Here is a 20435-nt window from a genome sequence, read left to right as displayed (position 1 = left end):
TCGGCAGAAGCCTTGTTAAAGCACTGATGAGAGAGGCCAATATCGTCAGTAAGCAACGCCAGCCTCACCCATTCAGGTCCAAAGGAGTGGAAGCATTTGTCGCGCCCAATCTGCTGAAGCGTAATTTCAAGCCGGCGGCGGTCAATCAAGTCTGGTGCGGCGACGTCACAAGCTTGATGGTTGGTAAGCGCTGGGTTCATCTGGCCGTCGTGATCGACCTGTTTGCGCGTCGAGTGATTGGTTGGGCATTTTCCCTGATCAATGATGCCAACCTGGTCAGCAAGGCGCTACGCATGGCTACAGAGCTTCGAACGTGCTCACCTGGATTGATTTTTCATTCGGATCAAGGCTGTCAGTACACCAGCCGCAAGTTTCAAGAGGAGCTGATGCGCCATGGCATTTTGCAAAGCATGAGCCATCGCGGTCAGTGCTGGGACAATGCTCCAACAGAGCGTTTTTTTGGCACCCTGAAGTCAGAATGGGTCCCTCGCGGCGGTTATGGTACGAGCCAGGAAGCACAAACCGACATGGTTCGCTTCTTCATGTACTACAACCGCACCAGACTCCACAGCTACAACAACTACCTGTCGCCAATAGCTATGGAGCAAAAAGCGGCATAAGCACCGTAACCGGTGTCCGGATTTACTTGACCAGTTCAGCCACGCTCCCACAGGTGTTTTGTCGTCCACAGAAATCATGATCGACACAACACCTGTGGGAGCGTGGCTTGCCCGCGATGGCGATCTGTCAGGCGAAGACCAAAGCCTCAGGCACATCCACATCCCACAGAACCCCGCGATCATCCACCGCCACCTCGACCACCCTCGCTGACGCAAACAACGGCTTGGCACCGTGATCACCGGTTAACGCCATCAGCGCCGGACCAAACGTTCGGCCGAACCCCACCGGATGCCCATAGCTACCCTCATGAACCGGCACACTGATGGAGTCATCAGCGATCCCCACTAGCACTTGCTCGATACTCGACGGCAGGATAAACGGCATATCCCCCAGCACAATCAGCCAGCCACTGAGCTGCGAACACGCCGCCACCCCGGCCGCGATGCTGTCGCCCATGCCGGTCGATTCGATCAGCACAATCTCGCAACCATAAGCCTTGGCCATGCGAATCACTTGCGGGCGATCCTCGGTGGTCACCAATACGCGCTTATCAAGTGAAGCCGGCAAATTCACCAGCACTTGCTCGATGACCGAGTGCACGGTAACGCCGTCACGACCGGTGCAGTCCGCCAGCAGCTTATCCTTGTCGGCACCAGCCACCTGCCTGAAACGACTGCCCTGCCCCGCGGCCACTATGATGGCGCCGATCGGTTCACTCATACGTCCTCCCGCAACGGCTTCTTCTGTTTCAGCTCGACGCCGTTCTTGATTGCCACGATTTCGGCCAGCAACGACAGGGCGATTTCCGCCGGAGTATGGCTGCCGATGTGCAAACCGACCGGGCCGTGCAAGCGCTCGATGGCCTGTTGTGACAAGCCTAGCTGAGCCAGGTTATCCCGGCGCTTCAAGCTGTTGACCCGCGAGCCCAGCGCACCGACATAAAACGCCCTGGAATCCAGCGCCGTCAGCAGCGCCATATCATCCAGTCGCGGGTCGTGAGTCAAGGCAACGATGGCCGTGCGTTCGTCAGTCTGGATGGTCAGCACCGCTTCGTCGGGCATGCCCGAGACAAATCGCCCGTGCTGCTCTTCCCAGCCGTAGACGAACTCGGTGCGCGGATCGCAAATCAGCACTTCGAAATCCAGCAGCCGCGCCATCTCGGCGACATAGCGCGACAGTTGCCCCGCGCCGATCAGCAACAGCCGCCAACGCGGACCGTAGATAGCGCGCAAGGTATGCCCGTCAAACGTCAGCACATCCGTCTTGTTGGCCGGTTGCAAAAGCACTTCACCGGTTTCGAGATTCAACTCGCGCGCAACGATTTCATGGGCCTCACAGCGCCTCAGCAATTCGGCGACCCATCCCGGATCGCCAACCCGCTCCTCGGTCAGGCGCAAGGTTCCGCCGCACGGCAAACCAAACCGTGCGGCCTCCTCACGGGTGACGCCATAGGTGATCAACTGCACCGGTGGCCCATCCGCCGGAATCCGGCCGTCGTGCAACCGCGCAATCAAGTCGTCCTCGACACAACCACCGGACACCGAGCCAATCACCACGCCATCTTCACGCAACGCCAGCATCGCGCCAGGCGCCCGGGGCGCAGTGCCCCAGGTCTGAACCACGCTGTACAACACCACTCGCTGACCTGCGCGGCGCCATTCCAGCACACTGCGCAGGACGTTCAGATCAACGCTGTCCATCAGGCCTCAGCCTTCTGCCAACCTTGCAGCTGATAGCGAACCGGCAGATTGCGAATGCGTTTGCCGGTGGCGGCGAAGATCGCGTTGCACAGCGCCGGCGCAATCGGCGGCACGCCCGGTTCACCGACCCCGCCCAATGGCACAACGCCCGGCGGTGTGACCAGATGCACGGCGACTTCCTTCGGCGCCAGGGACATGCGCGCCACTTCGAACATGTGGAAGTTGTCCTGCTGAACCTTGCCGTCCTTGAAGCTGATTTCCCCCACCACTGCGTTGCCCAGGCCCATGACGCAGGCGCCTTCGAACTGTGCGCGAATCCGCTCCGGGTTGATCTGCGGGCCACAATCCACGGCGATGTCGGCCTTGTGCACGATCAGCGTGCCGTCGTCTTTGACTTCCACCTCGATCACCGCCGCCACATAGGTCACGAAGCTGTAATGCACCGCCAGGCCCAGCCCTCGGCCCTTTGGTAATTCACGCCCCCAACCAGCCGCTTTGGCGGCGGTCTCCAACACCGTGCGCATCCGCCCGGTATCGATCGGATAACGCTCGGGAGATTCACCGTAGTTCCACTCTTCGCTCAAAGTGCGCGGATCGATCTGACGGTCAGGGCCGAGCAACTTGATCTGGTATTTGAGCGGATCCTGGCCAGCCTTGTGGGCCAGTTCGTCGACAAAGCTCTGAATCGCAAAGCCGTGAGGAATGTTCGACACCGAGCGAAACCAGCCGACCCGCGTGTGAATCATTGCTTCAGGGTTTTCCAGGCGCACGTTAGGGATCGCGTAGGCCATGTTGGTAAAACCCATGCCCAACTCGAAAGCGGCCTCGTGGTTCATGCCCGGGGCGAACAACGCAGTGATGCTCGGCGCCACCGTACGGTGCAACCAGCCGGACGGCAGGCCGTCTTTATTCAAACTGGCCTTGAGGTATTCGGCAGACACGGTATGGAAGTAGGAGCAGTGGATGTCGTCTTCACGGGTCCATTGCACCCGCACAGCCTTGCCGGGGAACTCCTTGGCGAGAATGGCCGCTTCGATGATGAAGTCCGGCTTGGACTTGCGACCGAAACCGCCACCCAGCAAGGTGACGTTGAACGTGACGTTATCGAAAGGAATACCGAGACGTTCGCCAATCCGTTCGCGGGTGACTTGCGGCGCCTGGCTCGGTGCCCAGGCTTCGCACACGCCGTCCTTGAAACGCGCGATGGCGACCATCGGCTCCATCGGTGCTTGCGCCAGGTGCGGCAGGTAATAGGATGCTTCCAGGGTGCTGTCGGCACTGCCCATGGCCTCGTCGATATTGCCGGTATTGCGCACCACTTTGCCAGGCTTCAGGGAGGCAGCCTCAATTTCCTTGCGGTAAGCGATCGAGTCGTAACTGGCGTTGGGGCCATCATCCCACTCGATTTTCAGCGCATCGCGCCCCTTGATCGCTGCCCAGGTATTGCTGGCCACCACGGCCACACCGCCCAATGGCTGGAACTCGGACGGCAATGGACGACCTTCGATCTGAACCACCTTGATCACGCCCGGGACCTTCAATGCGGCGCTGGAGTCGACGGACTTGACCTTGCCGCCATACACCCCAGGGCGGGCGATGGTGGCGAAGAGCATGCCGTCGAAATGCACGTCGGCACCGTAGATCGCACGGCCATTGACGATGTCGTCACCGTCGATCGCCTTGGTGCCTTCCTTGCCGATATAGCGAAATTCCGACGGCTGCTTGAGTCGCAGACTGTCACGGGCCGGCACCGCCAGCGCACCGGCCGCGGCGGCCAGAGCGCCGTAACCCAGCTCGCGGCCGGTCGGTTGGTGAATGACTTTATGCAGTTTCGCGTGGCATTCGCCGACCGGGACTTTCCACTGCTCGGCGGCGGCTTGTTCAAGCATGGTCCGCGCGGCAGCACCGCAGCGGCGCATCGGCTCGTACCAGTGACGCATGCTGCGCGAACCGTCGGTGTCCTGGTTGCCGAAGCGCACTTCGTCGCCCGGCGCCTGCTGCACCTTCATCATTGCCCAGTCGGCGTCCAGTTCATCGGCCACCACCATCGTCAGGCTGGTGCGTACGCCCTGGCCCATTTCCGAACGATTGCAGACCACCGTCACCATGCCGTCTGCGGCAATGCTGATGTAAACCTTCGGATCGTCGATCCAGCCGTTGGGCATGCCATCGGCGCCGAATTTCTTTTCGTTCTCTTCGGCAAAAGCGTCCTGCCAACCCCAGCTTGCGACGAGCACCAGCGCACTGGTGGCGCCCACACCTTTGAGGAAACCACGGCGGCTGAGATTACTCAGATTGCTCAGGGCGAAATCATTCGGTAACTGGCTCATGCCTTGGCCGCCTTCAGGTGAGTGGATGCCTGGCGGATGGCGGTCTTGATGCGGTTGTAAGTGCCGCATCGGCAAATGTTGCCGACCATCGCCTCTTCGATCTGTGCGTCGCTCGGGTTCGGGTTGGTCTTGAGCAATGCCGTCGCGGACATGATCTGCCCGCCTTGGCAGTAACCGCACTGGGCGACCGCAGTATCGAGCCAGGCTTGCTGGACGACTTTACCGACCGGATCGGCGTGCAGGTTGTCAATGGTGGTGATGTTCTGGCCGACTACCGAGCCGATCGGCGTGATGCAGCTGCGCGCCGGAGCGCCTTCGATATGAATGGTGCAAGCGCCGCACAGGCCCATGCCGCAGCCGAATTTGGTGCCGTTGTAACCGGCCACGTCGCGGATCGCCCAAAGCAGCGGCATGTCCTCGGTGACATCGAGTTGATGGTCTTTACCATTGAGCTTCAGGGTAATCATGGGCACGCCCGCATAGTTATTGGTTTATGGGGTCGAGCAATCTGCCGCTGTTGGGTTCGCGGTTCGCATCACGCAGATCGACTCAGGCTAAGAGGCTCTCTTATGCGGACGACAACGTCTGCATCGGGCCTTTGGTGGAACAAACGCTTGATCGTCAGGTGGGTAAATTAACCCAGCATTAACAAAAAAGCCCTGCACAATGGAAGTTGTGCAGGGCTTTGGAATCAACCTGGAAAGTTTAGTCTCAATACCGATTGGGCTCCATTTCCAGGTCGACCTTGAAACGCTCGGAAATATCTTTTTGAATGCGCTGCGCCAGGCTCAGCAATTGCAGTCCGGTCGCGTTGCCGTAATTGACCAGTACCAGCGCTTGCAATTTATGCACGCCCGCATCGGCTTCACGAAAACCTTTCCAGCCCGCCCGCTCGATCAGCCATCCCGCGGCCAGTTTCATTTGCCCGTCGGGTTGTGCGTGGGCCACCAGATCCGGGTATTCACCTTTGAGCTGCGCGACGAGCGCCGCTGACACCAGCGGGTTTTTGAAGAAGCTGCCGGCATTGCCGAGCACCGCCGGGTCCGGGAGCTTTTCGTTGCGGATACTGCAAATCGCCTGACTGACATCGGTGGCAGTCGGATGATCGATGCCTTGCTCGGTCAGGCGCTGACGAACCGGGCCGTATTCCAGATGCAAGTGCGCGGCGCGATCCAGCACGAAACGAACACGCAGAATCAACCAGCGCCCCGGCTGCTGTTTGAACAGGCTGTCGCGGTAGGCGAAGTTGCACTCGGCCAGCGTAAAGTCGTGCAGCTCACCGGTCTGACGATCCAGAGCGGTCAGGCCGGCAAATACGTCTTTGATCTCCACACCATAAGCGCCGATGTTCTGCATCGGTGCCGCACCCACGGTGCCGGGGATCAGGCTGAGATTTTCCAGACCCGACAAACCCTGCGCCAGGGTGTGCTGTACGAATGGATGCCAAGGCTCACCCGCCTCGGCTTCGATCACGACTTTGCTGCCGTCATCGCTGAGGATGCGAATCCCGCGCGTGGTCATGCGCAACACCAGCGCCTGAATATCGGCCGTCAACAGCAAGTTGCTGCCACCGCCGATCACCAATAAAGGAACGTCATGCTCGGCCGCATAAGCCAGGGCCTCACGCACGTCAGCGTCGCTGCGGGCCTCGGCAAACAACCGGGCCTGGACGTCCACACCAAAGCTGTTGAACGGCTTGAGCGAAACCTTTGGCTGAACCTGCAAACTCATAACCGTCCCTTCAATTCGATCACCAGCAAATCACTGGCACGCTCGATCAGGTCCAGCACCTGCTCGAACCCTCGGTCGCCGTCGTAGTACGGGTCCGGCACTTCATCGATTTCCGACTGGTAGCGACGCAGGAACAAATCCACCTCGGCTTTACCCTTGGCCGGTTGCAGGGCCTTGAGGTTGCGCAGGTTGCTGTTGTCCATCGCCAGGATCAGGTCGTAGGTGGCGAAATCGGCGCGAGCCACTTGCCGGGCGCGTTGGGCCGACAGGTCGTAACCGCGCAGCCTGGCCGCGGCCTGACTGCGTTTGTCCGGCGCCTTGCCGACGTGCCAGTCACCGGTACCGGCGGAGGCGACTTCGATTTGATCGGCCAAGCCCGCTTCGCGCAGTTTGTGCCGCAGCACACCTTCGGCCGTGGGAGAACGGCAGATGTTGCCCAGGCAGACGAACAGAACCCGCATCAGGCCTCCAGCAGGCGACGAACGCGCTCAAGGTCTTCGACAGTATCGACGCCGGTCGGCGGTGCGATCAGCGCATCGGCGACGTGAATCCGCACGCCGTGCCACAAGGCTCGCAATTGCTCCAGGGATTCGGTATTTTCCAGCCAGCACGGGCCCCAGCTGACGAAGTCATGCAGGAAACCGGCACGGTAGGCATAGATGCCGATGTGGCGACGGTATGGCACGCCTTCCGGCAATTGCTTGCGGCTCCCGGCAAAGGCATCCCGGGCCCACGGCAACGTCGCACGACTGAACGTCAGAGCGAGGCCGTTGAGGTCGCTGACAACCTTGACCACGTTGGGGTTGAACAGGGTTTCCACGTCTTCGATCGGTTCAGCCAAAGTCGCCATGCGCGCTTCGGTATGGGCGGCCAGGTTGGCGGCGACCTGATCGATCACGCTCGGCGGGATCAACGGTTCGTCGCCCTGGACATTGACCACGATCGCATCCGGCGCCAGACCCAGTTTCGCAGCAACTTCAGCCAGGCGGTCGGTGCCGGAATTGTGATCTTCGCGAGTCAGCACCACTTCGGCGCCGAAGCCTTTGCAGGCCTCAACGATGCGCGCATCGTCAGTGGCAACCACCACGCGTAGGGCGCTGCTTTTGCTCGCTTGTTCCCAGACGTGCTGGATCATCGGCTTGCCAGCGATCAGCAACAGCGGCTTGCCCGGCAAGCGGGTGGAGGCGTAGCGCGATGGAATGACAACGGTAAAGGCTGTGGTCATTTATCCAGACGCTCGTCGGTGCTCAGGGTACGGGCTTCGGTTTCGAGCATCACCGGGATGCCGTCGCGAATCGGGTACGCCAGGCCTGCGCCCTTGCTGATCAGCTCGGTTTTGTCGGCACTGAGCTTGAGCGGGCCTTTGCAGACCGGGCAAGCGAGGATATCGAGCAATTTGGTGTCCATGAGCATTCCCTGGATAAAAACGGATTTAAGGCAAAAGACGAGCCGGCAACAGTCGCATCAGCTGCGTATCGAACCAGGCCACGAAGGCCGGCGATGGCGCAGCATCGACCGCCAGGTACCACCAATCGGCAGCGGCAAAGGCACGGCACTTCACCGCGTCCTTTTCCGTCATCACCAACGGCAATGACGGCGTGAAACTCAAGGCCTGGACGCTGTATTCGGCGTGGTCGGCAAACGCATGTGGGACAGGCTGCCAGTGTAGCGTTTCGAGGGTCTTGAAGAAACGCTGCGGATTGCCTATCCCGGCCACGGCGTGCAGCGCCTGGCCTGCGGGAAAGTGGTCGAGGGGACGCCGTTCGCCGCTTTGCAGATTAATCAGTTCGGTGGGTTGCAGCTGGAAGGCAAAACCGTCGTCGCGGTCGGCTGCGGCGCCGTTGTAGAGCACCGCGTCGACACTTTGCAGGCGCTCGAGCGGTTCGCGCAACGGCCCGGCAGGCAGGCAACGCTTATTACCCAGGCCACGGGCGGCGTCGATCAGCACCAGTTCAAGATCGCGGGCCAGACGGTAATGCTGCATGCCGTCGTCGGACAGGATAAGGTCCAGTGGCTCGCTCGCCAGCAAGGCTTTAACGGCGCGACTGCGATCCGGATCAATCATCAACGGCACGCCTGTGCGCTGGACGATCAACAAAGGTTCATCGCCAGCAACTTCGGCGCTCTGCTCGGCCTCTACCCGCCACGGCAATTGCGGTGGCCTGGCGCCGTAACCCCGGCTGACCACCCCGACTCGCAGACCGCTGCGCTGGCAATGCTGGATCATCCAGAGAATCAGCGGTGTCTTGCCGGTGCCGCCGACGGTGATGTTGCCGACCACGATCAGCGGCACGGGTGGCTTATAGATCTCACCCGCGCCCGCCAGAAAGCGTTTGCGCTTGTTCATGACCACGCGCCGATACAGCCACTCAAGCGGCTGTAACAACTTCAGGGCCGGGTGACCGTCATACCACGCGGCGAGCAAACGATCAGACATGGCCATCAGGGCGCGGGCGGCGCCGCCTCGACAGTGGTCATGCGCAAGTGGCTGAAACCGAGTTTGCCCGCGGCGTCCATGGCGGTAACGACGGCTTGATGCTGGGTCTTGCCATCGGCGCTGATGGACAGCGGCAGGTTGGTGTCGCCACTGGATTCTTTCTGCAATGCGTCCATCAGTGTTGCCAGATCGTTCTTCGGCAACAATTGGTTGTTCACCGAGAACACGCCTTCGGCACTGATGGCAACGTCTAGATGTTTGACTTGCTGGTCTTCAGCGGGCGAACCGCTGACCGCTTCCGGCAACTCGACGCGCAACTGGGTTTCACGGGTAAACGTGGTGGTGACAACGAAAAACAGCAGCAAGATAAACACCACGTCGATCAGCGACGCGAGGTTGATGTCCACATTCTCCCGTTGCTTGCGGCGGAATTTCACGCTTTGCCCCCATTCAGGTCAACATCACGGTCGCCCTGTACCACCTCGACCAGTTTGATCGCTTCCTGTTCCATGCCCACCACCAGTTCATCGATCCGGCGTTGCAGGAATCGGTGGAAGAATACCGCCGGGATGCCGACCATCAGGCCTGCGGCTGTGGTTATCAGCGCCTTGGAGATACCACCGGCCAACACCGCGGCGTTGGTGCTCATGCCCGACCCCATGAATGCGCTGAAGATATCAATCATGCCCAACACCGTCCCCAACAGACCCAGCAACGGGGCCATGGCGGCGATGGTGCCCAGCGCATTGATGTAGCGTTCGAGCTCGTGAACCACTCGCGCGGCGGCCTCTTCAATGCACTCTTTCATGATCTCGCGACCATGCCTGGAGTTGGCCAGCCCGGCGGCCAGGATCTCGCCCAACGGAGAGTTGGCGCGCAGCTCCTTGAGTTTGTCTTTATTGAGTTGTTTGTCCTTGATCCAGACCCAGACCTGCCCGAGCAAATGCTCCGGGGTCACACGGCTGGCTCGCAGGGTCCAGAGACGCTCGGCGATGATCGCCATTGCCGCGATGGAGCTCAGAATGATCGGAATCATCATCCAGCCGCCGGATTTAACCAATTCCCACACAGTGACAGCCCCCCTCGAAAAAGTGCGCCACTCTAACATAGGGGGTGAGCGCACCGAAGACCGTGATGTCGCATCCGGTCAGGCTTTAATAGCTCGCGATTATTGCACAGAGCGCCAGAACCGCCGTTCTTGACGCATCGCCCTCGGTGCTTTGAAATGCCCCAATTGCAGACGGATGGCGCCCTGCTCGGCGCTGTCATAGATCAGCATGCCGCGTTTTCGATAGCGCGCCATGACGGTGGGATGAGGATGGCCAAATGAATTGCCCTGCCCCCGGGAGATCAGCACCGCTTTGGGTTGCAGCCCGGTGAGCAACGCCATCGAAGACGAACTGCGGCTGCCGTGGTGCGGCGCCTGCAACCAATCGGTGGCGACGGCCAGCGGACTGTCGAGCAGGACGCGCTCGGCCGCGGTGTCGATGTCGCCGGTCAGCAGCAATCGCTCGCCATTGGCTTCGATCTGCAACACGCAGGACTTCTGATTGCTATCGGTAGCCGACGGCCATTGCCACAGTTGGAACCTCACATCGTCCCAGGTCCATTGCTGGCCGATTTCGCAGGCTTCGGCTTGCAACTCGGCGGGCAAGGCCGAGGGATCGCCGCTGAGTACCCGCTTCACCGCCAGCCCCTTGGCAACGGCCCGGGCACCGCCCGCATGATCGGCGTCGGCATGGCTGATCAGCATCAGGTCGATGGCGTTTACCCCCAGTTTGCGCAACGTCGGCAGCACCACGCGCTCACCCAGGTCGAAATCGCCGAAACGCGGCCCGGTGTCATACAACAATGTGTGATGACGGGTGCGCACCAGAATGGCCAGTCCCTGACCGACATCCAGCTGCCAGACTTCGGCCATGCCCGCTGGCAGCATTTGCCGGGGCGCAAAAACCAGTAACAACAGCATTGGCCAACCCAAGGGGCGCAACGGCACACCTCGCGGCAGTAATAGAAGAAAAGCACCGAGTGAGCCGAGAGCCCATGCCCACATCGGGATTGCCGTTGGCACCCATGCGGGCACCTGACCGGCCATCAGCGCCAAGGCCTTGAACAACCAATCGATCAAACCGCCCGCAAGCCACAGTAACCCCTCACCCACATAAGGCACTGGCAGCAACAGCGTCCCGAGCAAGGCTGGCGGCAGTACCACGAGACTGATCCAGGGCACCGCCAGCAGATTGGCAATCGGTCCACTGAGACTGATCGGCAACCCCAACACCATCAAAATCGGGCACAGACCGATTGCAATCAGCCATTGCGCGCGTGTCCAGGTTTGCCACCAACGCCAAGGCCCCAACCGACCGCCGAACGTGAGGATCAACACCGCCACCGCAGCGAACGACAACCAGAAGCCCGGTTGCAGACTTGCCAGCGGGTCCAGCAATAAAACACCGTCGAGCGCCAGCAACAGCGGCCACCAGGCGCCGAGATGACGAAATCGCAGGCGCCACAACAGCACCAGACCGATCATCACGCAGGCCCGACGCACCGGCACTTCGAAACCGGCCAGCAGCCCGTAACCCAGCGCCGCGGCGAAGGCCAGACCACAGGCCCAAGGCAGCCAGGGCAGACGGTTCGGCCACAGACCGTATCGGGCCAGCCCGGCGATCAGCAGATACACCACACCAGCCAACAAACCAATGTGTTGCCCGGAAATCACCAGCAGATGCACCGTGCCAGTGTCTTGCAACACCTGCCAGTCTTCGCGACTCAACCCGGCGCCATCCCCGAGCACCAACGCCGTCAACGCCCCCGTTCGTCCTTGAGCATCCACGGCCTGTAAGCGCTGGCGGATGCCGTCGCGCCAGGCCCACCGGGCGTCCAGGAGCCGCTCACCGGCCTTGACCGTCCCGGTAGCGCCGATGCGTTGTGCCAGCAGCCAGGCGTCGTAATCGAAGGCATGAGGGTTGAGCAGCCCGGCCGGACGCTTCAATTTGACCGCCAGTCGCCAACGTTCGCCGCTGTTCACCGGCGGTCCGTCATACCAGGCCAAGCGCAAATGTTGTGGCAGTTTAGTGCGTCGTGACTGACTGTCGGTCATCTCGAACCGCACCATGCCCTCGGCATTTTGCGGCAACCCCGTTACTCGTCCTTCGATCCAACGGGTTTCGCCATCCAGATTCACCGGTAATCGATCATCCAGCGCCCACTGCGCACTCACGCACGCCCAACTGAAGCCGATCAGGAAAAATGCCACCGGATAAGCCCTGAATGGCAGCAACATCAAACCGACTACCGGCATTAACAGACACAACCAGACCGGCGGTAATGCCGGTAAAAAACGTAAGGCCAGCAGACCCAACGCCAGCGCTGCCATCCCTGTGCGCATAAGCCCGTCCTTGAGAGTCCCCTTCCCTAGGCATAGCTGGCTCACCGCACAGTCGTCGTTATCAATTGTCACAAAGTCTGAATGGGCGGTTCACGGAATCCAGACATACTTGCCGCCTTAACCGACCGAGAAGCCTTATGCCCCGGCGCTTATTCAAACGTTACATGCCAGACCCGACCAGCATCAGGGAACACAAATCCTTACGCTTTCTCGGTACCCTGCTTCATGACCCGAACCTCTGGCACCTCAACCGCCACTCCGTTGCCCGGGGCATGGCGGTAGGTTTGTTCGCGGCATTCCTGCCGATACCGTTGCAAATGCTGGTGGCCGCCATCCTCGCCATCGTCGTGCGAGGCAACATGCCGATTGCCGTCAGTCTGGTCTGGCTGACCAACCCGATCACCATGCCGGCCGTGTTCTTCTGCACCTACCAGACTGGCGCCTGGCTGATGGACGTCCCCGCCCGTCACCTGCCGGACGAATTGACCTGGGAATGGATCAGCGGCGAACTCTCTTCGTTGTGGCAGCCGTTCTTGCTCGGCTCGGTGGTGACGGGGCTGGTGCTCGGGGCACTGGCCTACTGCCTGGTCATGATGTATTGGCGCTGGTGGGTGAGTCGGCAGTGGAAACGGCGCAAGAAAAACCGGATGTGAGAATGCAAAACGGCCTCCGATTGGGAGGCCGTTTTGTTGGAAGTGCTAATTTTTGTGGTGTCTGGGCTGACGTGGGAGCGGGCTTGGTCCGGGCGGAGTTCCGACGAAGGAGGCGATTCGGTCTTCTTTAAGTACGCATCCCGCGACCACTCACCAGCAACCGCGCACAACCGATATACAGCACCACGGTAGCCACCAGCATGAAGGTGATCGCCACGCTGATCTTGATGTCCGAAACGCCGAGGATGCCGTAACGGAACGCATTGACCATGTGCAATACCGGGTTGGCCAGGGACACGGTTTGCCAGAACGGCGGCAGCAACGTGATCGAGTAGAACACCCCGCCCAGGTAGGTCAGCGGTGTCAGCACAAACGTCGGGATGATCGAGATGTCATCGAAGTTGCGTGCAAACACAGCGTTGATGAAGCCCAGCAGCGAGAAGATCGTCGCCGTCAGCACCACCACCAGAATGGTCACGCCCAGGTGATGCACCTGCAATTGGGTGAAGAACAGCGACAGCAGCGTCACGATGACCCCGACCATCAAGCCGCGCAGCACGCCGCCCACGGTGTAGCCGATCAGAATCGTATGCGGTGACACCGGCGACACCATCAACTCTTCGATGGAACGCTGGAACTTGCTGCCGAAGAAACTCGAGACCACGTTGCCGTAGGAGTTGGTGATCACCGACATCATGATCAGCCCCGGCACGATGTACTCCATGTAAGTGAAACCACCCATGTCGCCAATCTGCCGGCCGATCAGATTGCCGAAGATCACGAAGTACAGAACCATGGTGATTGCCGGCGGCAGCAGCGTCTGCGGCCAGATCCGGGTGAAGCGTTTGACCTCGCGGTAAACGATGGTATTGAGGGCAACGAGGTTGGGTTGCAGCTCGGAACTCATACCGCCACCTTCGACAGATTTTTCTCCACCAGGGACACGAACAACTCCTCGAGGCGATTGGTTTTGTTACGCAGGCTCAGCACTTCGATGTTCTGCTGCGCCAATTGAGTGAACAGCGCGGTGATGCCCATGGCCTTGTCCACCTGGACTTCCAGGGTGTGACTGTCGAGCAGCTTGGTCGGGTAACCGAGCAACTGCGGCGCGGTTTGCACAGTGTTTTTGAGGTCGAGCAAGAACGTTTCCACATGCAGTTGGCCGAGCAACTGTTTCATGCTGGTGTTCTCGACGATCGTGCCGTGGTCGATGATGCCGATGTTGCGGCACAACTGCTCAGCCTCTTCCAGGTAGTGGGTGGTGAGGATGATGGTGATGCCTTTCTTGTTCAGCTCGGTGAGGAAGGTCCACATCGAGCGACGCAGTTCGATGTCCACACCCGCCGTCGGTTCATCGAGGATCAGCAGGCGCGGTTCGTGAACCAGCGCACGCGCAATCATCAATCGACGCTTCATGCCGCCGGACAGCGAACGCGACGGCGTGTCGCGCTTGTCCCACAGGCCCAGTTGGGTCAGGTATTGCTCGGCGCGTTCCTTGGCGATTTTCGGTGGGATGCCGTAATAACCGGCCTGGGTCACGACGATGTCGAAGGTCTTTTCGAACTGGTTGAAGTTGAATTCCTGGGGCACCACGCCAATGGAGCGCTTGAGTTGCGCAGGATTCTTGTCCAGGTCGTGACCAAAGATATTCACCGTTCCGCTGGTCTTGTTCACCAGGGTCGAAAGAATGCCGATGGTCGTGGATTTACCGGCGCCGTTCGGGCCGAGCAAAGCGAAAAAATCACCTTCGGCGACATCCAGATCGATACCACTCAGGGCCTGGAAACCGTTGCCGTAGGTTTTGGTTAGCTGCCGGATGGACAGAGCGGAACTCATATCGGATTACGCACCAAGAAGGGAGGAAAGGAATAAATAAAGGCGGGCGGCGATCAATACAACCACGGCGCATGAGCGCAATGGTGCTTGTCGCCGCTACACAAGTACAGTCAAGTGTGTCGATAGTGAGTATTAAGTCAACGCGGTCATAACGGCTTTCTGATACGCCGGACGCTGTTTCAACCGTGCGTACCAGGCTTCAAGATGAGGCTGCGGCGCGCGCTCGATCGGCATCTCGAACCAGGCATAAATGAAACTTCCGAGGGGAATATCGCCCATGCCGATCTCATCGCCTGACAGGTACGGTTTGATCGCGAGCGCCTGATCGACCATCGACAGAAGGTCGTCGCACTCTTTGATCGCAGCCTTGATGGCCGGCCAGTCTTGCTTATCTTGCGGCGTACGCAATACGCCCCAGAACACCGTACGAAACGGGCCGGCAAAATTTGACGTGGTCCAGTCCATCCATTTATCAGCAGAGGCGCGAGCCTGCAGATCTTGCGGATACCAGGCCGTGCCATTGGCATGAAGAGCCATCAGGTAGCGCACGATGGCGTTGGATTCCCACATCACAAAACCGTCATCTTCAATCACCGGCACGCGACCATTGGGGTTCATCGCGCGGTACTGCGGCGTATCGACTACACCAAACGCGCCGCCCGCATCGATGGCTTCATAGGCCAGGCCCAGCTCCTCGGCGGCCCACAAAGGTTTTCTGACATTCGACGAATTTTTCCGACCCCAGATCTTCAGCATGACCGCCTCTTTATGGATGAATGCGCAGGCAGCATACGCCGGATCAGGCGCGACTCAAATCGCTCTGCATGTCCCCCAGCAGCAGCGGCATTTGCTCGTTGAACAGATGCGGATAGCACTTTTGCAGGTGCTCGAAAAAGAACGATTCGGGCACGTCGGTGAACTGGCCGTGATCGACCAGGTATTCCATCAACGGCTCGCCATCACGGTTGAAGGGATGGAAAACACTGTCGTTGATCCCGTCGAATTCCAGCGGCGCGACATTGAACAGTTCGCACAAGCCTTGATTGAACGCGGGCGTGGCCTTGACCCAGCGACCGTTCAAGTAGAACTCGGTGTAGCCATGCATAGCGAACACATCGCTCTTGAGCAACTCGAGCAGGCGCGGGGTCGATAAATGATTGCGCACGTCTGCCAGACCGATGCGCGCAGGGATCGCGCAATGCCGAGCGCATCCGGCCAGCAGCGTGGCTTTGGGAACGCAGTAACTTTCACCCGCTGCCAGCGCATAACTGCCGCGCAGGGTGTCTGGGTCGCGGCTGAAGGTGTAGGGGTTGTAGCGCACGGCTTCGCGCACGGCGTAATAGAGATTGATCGCCTGCTTCAGTGGGTCGCGACTGGCGCCGCGATGTTTTTCGGCGAACTCCGCCACCGAGGGGTGGTCACTATCGATGAAGCGGCCGGGGCTCAGATACTCGTGCATGAGGACGATCTCCTGGGGAAGTCTCGAGTCTAGCGACACCTTCAGCACAGAGATAACGACGATTCGGCCAAACATGGGCGCTTTGTCGCTCACCTTGCGAACGATTTCCGAGACCGGTTGCCAACAGGTCTTACAAAACCCATCCAAGGTTTCCCACGATTTCAATCACATTGCTCTGACCACCCGATTTTGCGGATGCCGTCTAAGCTCTGAAAGTTGGTTTTGCCCTGGTTTCACGGAGGATTAAATATGCTGTTGTTGTGGATACTGGTTCTGATCGTCGGCATCGCCTATTTGGCCCACCGTCGTATCGCCCCGCTACCTGCCTTGGTCATCGTGGCCGTCTACGTGGTGGCGATGGGCGCCTTCAGCCATGCACCGGGCTGGTTGCTGCTGATTTTCTGGGTATTGATCGCAGCGGTCGCGGCGCCATTATTGCTGCCCGACCTGCGTCGCAAATTCTTCAGCGCGCCACTGTTCAGCTGGTTCCAGAAAACCCTGCCGCCGATGTCGCAAACCGAACGCGATGCCATCGACGCCGGCACGGTGTGGTGGGACGGTGAACTGTTCAGCGGTCGTCCGGACTGGAACAAACTGCTGTCCTACCCAAAAGCGCAATTGAGCGAAGAGGAACAGGCTTTTATTGACGGCCCGACCGAAGAACTCTGTGCCATGGTCAGCGACTGGCAGATCGGGCAAGACATGGACCTGCCGCCCGAAGCCTGGACCCACATCAAGGAAAACGGCTTCTTCGCCCTGATCATTCCCAAAGAGTTTGGCGGCAAAGGCTTCTCGGCCTATGCCCACTCGCAAGTGGCGATGAAACTGGCGACCCGCAGCGGCGACCTCGCCTCCACCGTGATGGTCCCCAACTCCCTCGGCCCGGCCGAATTGTTGCTGCATTACGGCACTGACGAACAACGCAATCATTACCTGCCACGCCTGGCGCGCGGTGACGACATCCCGTGTTTCGCACTGACCGGACCGCTGGCCGGCTCCGACGCTGGCGCCATGCCCGACACCGGGGTGATCTGCAAAGGCGAATGGGAAGGCAAGGAAACCCTCGGCCTGCGCCTGAACTGGGAAAAGCGTTACATCACGCTTGGCCCGGTGGCCACCCTGCTCGGCCTCGCGTTCAAGGCCTATGACCCGGACCATCTGCTGGGCGACAAGGAAGACCTGGGCATCAGCCTGGCACTGATCCCGACGGACACTGCCGGTGTTGAAATCGGCCGTCGTCACCTGCCTCTGGGTGCCGCGTTCATGAACGGCCCGAACTCCGGCAAGGACGTATTCGTACCGCTGGACTTCCTCATCGGTGGCCAGGAAATGCTCGGCAAAGGCTGGATGATGCTGATGAACTGCCTGTCGGTCGGGCGTTCGATTTCGTTGCCAGCAGTTGGCACCGGTGCCGCCAAGTTCACCAGTCTGGTGACCGGCCAGTACGCTCAGATCCGGGAACAATTCAACGTTCCACTCTCCGCTTTCGAAGGCATTCAGGAAGCCATGGCGCGCATCGGCGGCAACGCCTGGATGATGGACGCCGCCCGGATGCTGACCGCCAACGCGGTGGATCTGGGTGAGAAACCGTCGGTGCTGTCGGCGATTCTCAAGTACCACCTCACCGAACGCGGCCGCGAATGCATCAGCCACGCCATGGACGTGCACGGCGGCAAGGCAATCATCATGGGGCCGAACAACTACCTCGGACGCAGCTGGAATGGCGCGCCGATCTTCATCACCGTGGAAGGCGCGAACATCCTCTCGCGCAACCTGATGATCTTCGGCCAGGGCGCCATTCGCTGCCATCCATTCGTGCTCAAGGAAATGGCCCTCGCCGGGCGTGAAGACAAGGATCAGGCGCTTAACGAATTCGATGGTCTGCTGCTCAAGCACATCGGTTTTGCCGTGAGCAACGCCGCCAGCACCCTGGTGCTGAACCTTGGCTTCGGGCACCTGGAACACGCGCCGGGCGACAAGCTCAGCCAGGGTTACTTCCGCGCGCTCAACCGTCAGGCGGCGGCGTTCGCGATGCTCGCTGACCTCAGCATGATGCTGCTGGGCGGTGAACTGAAACGCCGCGAACGCCTGTCGGCACGGCTGGGGGATGTGCTCAGCAACATGTACCTGGCCTCTGCTGCACTCAAGCGTTACCACGACCTCGATTCCCCGGAGCATATGGCGCCGCTGTTTACCTGGGCGATGGAAGAAAGCCTGGGTCAGTCGGAGCGGGCGCTGGATGAACTGCTGAGCAACTTCCCGAACAAGGTACTGGGTTGCCTGCTGCGAGTGATCGTGTTCCCGTTTGGTCGCCGTCACAAAGGGCCATTGGACAAACTCGGCGCCGAAGTGGCTGCAGTGATCGGCCGCGCCAAGGGCGATCCGACCCTCGAAGAATTGCTCGGCGGTTGCTACCGTCCGCAATCGGCCGATGACGCTGTCGGCGCTCTGCAGCACGCCTGCAACCTGTTGAACGCCGCGCAGCCGTTGCAGAAAAAGCTGCATGTGGCACTCAAGAGCGGCCAGGTTAAGCCATCGGCCGGCGAACACGCCATCGATGCAGCGCTGGAGGCGGGTGTGTTGCAGCCGGTAGAAGCACAGACCCTGCGTGACGCCGAAGCGGCACGCCGCAAGGTGATCGATGTCGATGATTTCGACAAAGAAGAACTGGCACTGGCCGACGGAAAGGTCCGCTGATCCTGTAAAAAGGGGCGCAGGAGCTTTATACTCTCGCGCCCGTTTTGCTCTTGAGGACTTATCTCGTGTCCAACATCGTTGCCGATCATCTTGTGTTGCTCGACCACCTGCGCAGCATCCTGGTCGCCGTAGGTGAGGCCGAACAGGTTCCCGAAGAAAGCCATGCCTTGTTTCTGGAGCGCTTCGACGAACTGCGTGCGTTGCTGCCGGTCGACCCGATCGAAAGCCAATACCTGGGCCAGGACATTCTCTGCCAGGTGATCACCCGCTATCCGCAAATCGCCCATCTGGTCCCGCGTGACCTGCTGTGGTACTTCGCCGGTGACTGCCTGCATTACATGCCCGATGATGAAATCGACTTGTACCAGGCGCTGGAAGAACGTCGTTTCGAAGCAGAACAGAACGATGAACCGTTCGACTGGAACCAGGAAAAACAGCTGCTGGCGATGTCGAACGACGACAGCAAGCACTGATCCTGATCAGAAATACAAAAGGCCCGCATGGTTGAACATGCGGGCCTTTTTTTGTGGCGGTGTCGAGTGACGTGGCGTCCGTCAAAGCAACCCATCACTCTCCGGCAACTCATACTCCGCCGCAACTTTGCCCGAATCACTCAACTTGCCCGGTTTGCTCAGGGTCGGCTCTTTCTCAAGACACTCCACAAGATAATCAATCAACACGCGCAATTTCGGCGGCAGATACCGGGTCGGCGAATGCAGCAGCCACGCGCCGCCATGATAAGAAGCCAGGAAAGTCCAGTCGGGCAGCACCTGCACGATCAGCCCCTGCTCCAGTGCGTAACGCGCGGTGAAATACGGCAGGCTGCCAATCCCGATGTGTTGCAACACTGCACCCAACCGCACGCCGGTGTGATTGGCCGCATAACGTCCTCGCACGCCAACGGTTACCGCCTTGGTGCCTTTCTTGAATTTCCAGCGTGCATCGCTCGGGGTTTCACCCAGGTAGATACAACTGTGGTTGAGCAAGTCGTGAGGATGGGTCGGCGTACCGTGTTCGGCCAGGTACTGCGGCGTTGCGCAAAGCAAATGGTCGATGGTCAGCAATTGCCGCCCTACCAGCCCAGCGGGTGGCCGGTCGGTAATGCGGATCGCCAGATCAACGTTGTCGTCGATCAAATCCACCTGACGGTCCTCGAGCAACAACTCCACGTCGACTTTGGGATAACGCCGCAAAAATTCCGGCATATGCGGGTGAATCACGAATCGCCCCACGGCTTTGGGCACGCTGACTCGCACCAGCCCTTCTGCCTCATGGGTGAACTGACCGCTGATTTCCATCACCGATTTCGCCGCGTTGACCATCTCCTGGCAACGCTTGAATACCTCCTCGCCGCCGTCGCTCAAGCGAAGCTTGCGCGTGGTTCGTTGTAGCAGACGGGTGGCGAGCGCCTTTTCCAGGCGCGAAATGCTGCGGCTGACTGCCGAAGGCGAAGAGCCCATCTGCCGAGCAGCCTCAGAGAAACTGCCGGTCTCGACAACCTTGACGAAAATCGCCATTTCACCCAGCAACGGCAGTGGAAGATTTATGCTCACAGCACAACAGTCCTTTGATGTTTGAAC

At 59.9% G+C, this 20435-nt stretch carries 21 protein-coding genes; 4 read left to right on the top strand and 17 right to left on the bottom strand.

What is annotated here, in order from left to right; genetic code table 11:
* On the top strand, positions 1 to 620 hold a 620-nt coding region (locus FQ185_RS11105; protein ID WP_149417474.1), incomplete at its 5' end, for an IS3 family transposase.
* 127 nt (positions 621 to 747) lie between these two features.
* On the opposite strand, the gene FQ185_RS11100 is transcribed toward FQ185_RS11105, so the two are convergent.
* The 12 genes from FQ185_RS11100 to FQ185_RS11045 all read right to left on the bottom strand — a co-directional run bounded on the left by FQ185_RS11100 (position 748) and on the right by FQ185_RS11045 (position 12210).
* Positions 748 to 1341 (bottom strand): NTP transferase domain-containing protein, encoded by a 594-nt coding sequence (locus FQ185_RS11100; RefSeq protein ID WP_149417473.1) that lies wholly within the window; start codon positions 1339 to 1341, stop codon positions 748 to 750.
* The gene (locus FQ185_RS11095; RefSeq protein ID WP_149417472.1) at positions 1338 to 2321 is read right to left on the bottom strand and encodes an XdhC family protein; all 984 of its coding nucleotides are present in this window, start codon (positions 2319 to 2321) and stop codon (positions 1338 to 1340) included. Before FQ185_RS11095 ends, FQ185_RS11100 begins: the two co-directional genes overlap by 4 nt.
* A complete protein-coding gene (locus tag FQ185_RS11090; protein WP_149417471.1) occupies positions 2321 to 4651 on the bottom strand; it encodes a xanthine dehydrogenase family protein molybdopterin-binding subunit in 2331 nt (776 codons plus the stop codon). The genes FQ185_RS11095 and FQ185_RS11090 overlap by 1 nt, the downstream gene beginning before the upstream one ends.
* A complete protein-coding gene (locus tag FQ185_RS11085; protein WP_149417470.1) occupies positions 4648 to 5118 on the bottom strand; it encodes a (2Fe-2S)-binding protein in 471 nt (156 codons plus the stop codon). Before FQ185_RS11085 ends, FQ185_RS11090 begins: the two co-directional genes overlap by 4 nt.
* Positions 5119 to 5362: 244 nt before the next feature.
* A complete protein-coding gene (murB, locus tag FQ185_RS11080) occupies positions 5363 to 6382 on the bottom strand; it encodes a UDP-N-acetylmuramate dehydrogenase (RefSeq protein ID WP_149417469.1) in 1020 nt (339 codons plus the stop codon).
* Entirely contained in the window at positions 6379 to 6843 is a 465-nt protein-coding gene (locus FQ185_RS11075; RefSeq protein WP_149417468.1) for a low molecular weight protein-tyrosine-phosphatase, read from the bottom strand. The genes murB and FQ185_RS11075 overlap by 4 nt, the downstream gene beginning before the upstream one ends.
* Complete coding sequence (gene kdsB / locus FQ185_RS11070) at positions 6843 to 7607, bottom strand: 3-deoxy-manno-octulosonate cytidylyltransferase (protein WP_149417467.1); 765 nt, start codon at positions 7605 to 7607, stop codon at positions 6843 to 6845. Before kdsB ends, FQ185_RS11075 begins: the two co-directional genes overlap by 1 nt.
* The gene (locus FQ185_RS11065; RefSeq protein ID WP_003442540.1) at positions 7604 to 7789 is read right to left on the bottom strand and encodes a Trm112 family protein; all 186 of its coding nucleotides are present in this window, start codon (positions 7787 to 7789) and stop codon (positions 7604 to 7606) included. The genes kdsB and FQ185_RS11065 overlap by 4 nt, the downstream gene beginning before the upstream one ends.
* 25 nt (positions 7790 to 7814) lie before the next feature.
* The gene (gene lpxK, locus FQ185_RS11060; protein WP_149417466.1) at positions 7815 to 8825 is read right to left on the bottom strand and encodes a tetraacyldisaccharide 4'-kinase; all 1011 of its coding nucleotides are present in this window, start codon (positions 8823 to 8825) and stop codon (positions 7815 to 7817) included.
* A complete protein-coding gene (locus tag FQ185_RS11055) occupies positions 8825 to 9256 on the bottom strand; it encodes a biopolymer transporter ExbD (protein ID WP_149417465.1) in 432 nt (143 codons plus the stop codon). Before FQ185_RS11055 ends, lpxK begins: the two co-directional genes overlap by 1 nt.
* Complete coding sequence (locus FQ185_RS11050) at positions 9253 to 9888, bottom strand: MotA/TolQ/ExbB proton channel family protein (protein WP_178113521.1); 636 nt, start codon at positions 9886 to 9888, stop codon at positions 9253 to 9255. The genes FQ185_RS11055 and FQ185_RS11050 overlap by 4 nt, the downstream gene beginning before the upstream one ends.
* 99 nt (positions 9889 to 9987) lie before the next feature.
* On the bottom strand, positions 9988 to 12210 hold the full coding sequence (locus FQ185_RS11045; RefSeq protein ID WP_149417463.1) for a DNA internalization-related competence protein ComEC/Rec2: 2223 nt from the start codon (positions 12208 to 12210) through the stop codon (positions 9988 to 9990).
* 137 nt (positions 12211 to 12347) lie between these two features.
* Between FQ185_RS11045 and FQ185_RS11040 the strand changes: the two genes are divergently transcribed.
* Entirely contained in the window at positions 12348 to 12863 is a 516-nt protein-coding gene (locus FQ185_RS11040; RefSeq protein WP_149417462.1) for a DUF2062 domain-containing protein, read from the top strand.
* 127 nt (positions 12864 to 12990) lie between these two features.
* On the opposite strand, the gene FQ185_RS11035 is transcribed toward FQ185_RS11040, so the two are convergent.
* The 4 genes from FQ185_RS11035 to FQ185_RS11020 all read right to left on the bottom strand — a co-directional run bounded on the left by FQ185_RS11035 (position 12991) and on the right by FQ185_RS11020 (position 16158).
* Positions 12991 to 13770, bottom strand: coding sequence for an ABC transporter permease (locus FQ185_RS11035; protein WP_149417461.1), 780 nt, complete (start codon positions 13768 to 13770; stop codon positions 12991 to 12993).
* Positions 13767 to 14699 carry an ABC transporter ATP-binding protein gene (locus FQ185_RS11030; protein ID WP_008152392.1) on the bottom strand — a complete coding sequence of 311 codons (933 nt, stop codon included), beginning with the start codon at positions 14697 to 14699 and terminating at the stop codon, positions 13767 to 13769. The genes FQ185_RS11035 and FQ185_RS11030 overlap by 4 nt, the downstream gene beginning before the upstream one ends.
* Positions 14700 to 14831: 132 nt before the next feature.
* The gene (locus FQ185_RS11025) at positions 14832 to 15455 is read right to left on the bottom strand and encodes a glutathione S-transferase family protein (protein ID WP_149417460.1); all 624 of its coding nucleotides are present in this window, start codon (positions 15453 to 15455) and stop codon (positions 14832 to 14834) included.
* Positions 15456 to 15498: 43 nt separating this feature from the next.
* On the bottom strand, positions 15499 to 16158 hold the full coding sequence (locus tag FQ185_RS11020; RefSeq protein ID WP_149417459.1) for a transglutaminase family protein: 660 nt from the start codon (positions 16156 to 16158) through the stop codon (positions 15499 to 15501).
* Positions 16159 to 16407: 249 nt separating this feature from the next.
* Here FQ185_RS11020 and FQ185_RS11015 point away from each other — a divergent pair, with 249 nt between their 5' ends.
* Together FQ185_RS11015 and FQ185_RS11010 are read left to right on the top strand one after the other, a co-directional pair.
* The gene (locus FQ185_RS11015; protein WP_149417458.1) at positions 16408 to 18855 is read left to right on the top strand and encodes an acyl-CoA dehydrogenase; all 2448 of its coding nucleotides are present in this window, start codon (positions 16408 to 16410) and stop codon (positions 18853 to 18855) included.
* Between the two features lie 65 nt (positions 18856 to 18920).
* Positions 18921 to 19328 carry a PA2817 family protein gene (locus FQ185_RS11010; protein ID WP_149417457.1) on the top strand — a complete coding sequence of 136 codons (408 nt, stop codon included), beginning with the start codon at positions 18921 to 18923 and terminating at the stop codon, positions 19326 to 19328.
* 81 nt (positions 19329 to 19409) lie between these two features.
* Here FQ185_RS11010 and FQ185_RS11005 read toward each other — a convergent pair whose 3' ends face one another.
* The gene (locus FQ185_RS11005) at positions 19410 to 20408 is read right to left on the bottom strand and encodes a LysR family transcriptional regulator (RefSeq protein WP_149417456.1); all 999 of its coding nucleotides are present in this window, start codon (positions 20406 to 20408) and stop codon (positions 19410 to 19412) included.
* Between the last annotated feature and the right edge of the window lie 27 nt (positions 20409 to 20435).

The sequence above is a fragment of the Pseudomonas sp. ANT_H12B genome (assembly GCF_008369325.1).
Lineage (GTDB): Bacteria > Pseudomonadota > Gammaproteobacteria > Pseudomonadales > Pseudomonadaceae > Aquipseudomonas.
Note: the sequence above shows the minus strand (reverse complement) of the source record. Positions and strands in the feature narration are given on the sequence as shown.

Bases quoted from the DNA above. Each gene is read 5' to 3' on its own strand.
- FQ185_RS11100 (WP_149417473.1), bottom strand. From the start codon at position 1,341: ATGAGTGAACCGATCGGCGCCATCATAGTGGCCGCGGGGCAGGGCAGT.
- FQ185_RS11095 (WP_149417472.1), bottom strand. From the start codon at position 2,321: ATGGACAGCGTTGATCTGAACGTCCTGCGCAGTGTGCTGGAATGGCGC.
- FQ185_RS11090 (WP_149417471.1), bottom strand. From the start codon at position 4,651: ATGAGCCAGTTACCGAATGATTTCGCCCTGAGCAATCTGAGTAATCTC.
- FQ185_RS11085 (WP_149417470.1), bottom strand. From the start codon at position 5,118: ATGATTACCCTGAAGCTCAATGGTAAAGACCATCAACTCGATGTCACC.
- murB (WP_149417469.1), bottom strand. From the start codon at position 6,382: ATGAGTTTGCAGGTTCAGCCAAAGGTTTCGCTCAAGCCGTTCAACAGC.
- FQ185_RS11075 (WP_149417468.1), bottom strand. From the start codon at position 6,843: ATGCGGGTTCTGTTCGTCTGCCTGGGCAACATCTGCCGTTCTCCCACG.
- kdsB (WP_149417467.1), bottom strand. From the start codon at position 7,607: ATGACCACAGCCTTTACCGTTGTCATTCCATCGCGCTACGCCTCCACC.
- FQ185_RS11065 (WP_003442540.1), bottom strand. From the start codon at position 7,789: ATGGACACCAAATTGCTCGATATCCTCGCTTGCCCGGTCTGCAAAGGC.
- lpxK (WP_149417466.1), bottom strand. From the start codon at position 8,825: ATGGCCATGTCTGATCGTTTGCTCGCCGCGTGGTATGACGGTCACCCG.
- FQ185_RS11045 (WP_149417463.1), bottom strand. From the start codon at position 12,210: ATGCGCACAGGGATGGCAGCGCTGGCGTTGGGTCTGCTGGCCTTACGT.
- FQ185_RS11040 (WP_149417462.1), top strand. From the start codon at position 12,348: ATGCCCCGGCGCTTATTCAAACGTTACATGCCAGACCCGACCAGCATC.
- FQ185_RS11035 (WP_149417461.1), bottom strand. From the start codon at position 13,770: ATGAGTTCCGAGCTGCAACCCAACCTCGTTGCCCTCAATACCATCGTT.
- FQ185_RS11030 (WP_008152392.1), bottom strand. From the start codon at position 14,699: ATGAGTTCCGCTCTGTCCATCCGGCAGCTAACCAAAACCTACGGCAAC.
- FQ185_RS11025 (WP_149417460.1), bottom strand. From the start codon at position 15,455: ATGCTGAAGATCTGGGGTCGGAAAAATTCGTCGAATGTCAGAAAACCT.
- FQ185_RS11020 (WP_149417459.1), bottom strand. From the start codon at position 16,158: ATGCACGAGTATCTGAGCCCCGGCCGCTTCATCGATAGTGACCACCCC.
- FQ185_RS11015 (WP_149417458.1), top strand. From the start codon at position 16,408: ATGCTGTTGTTGTGGATACTGGTTCTGATCGTCGGCATCGCCTATTTG.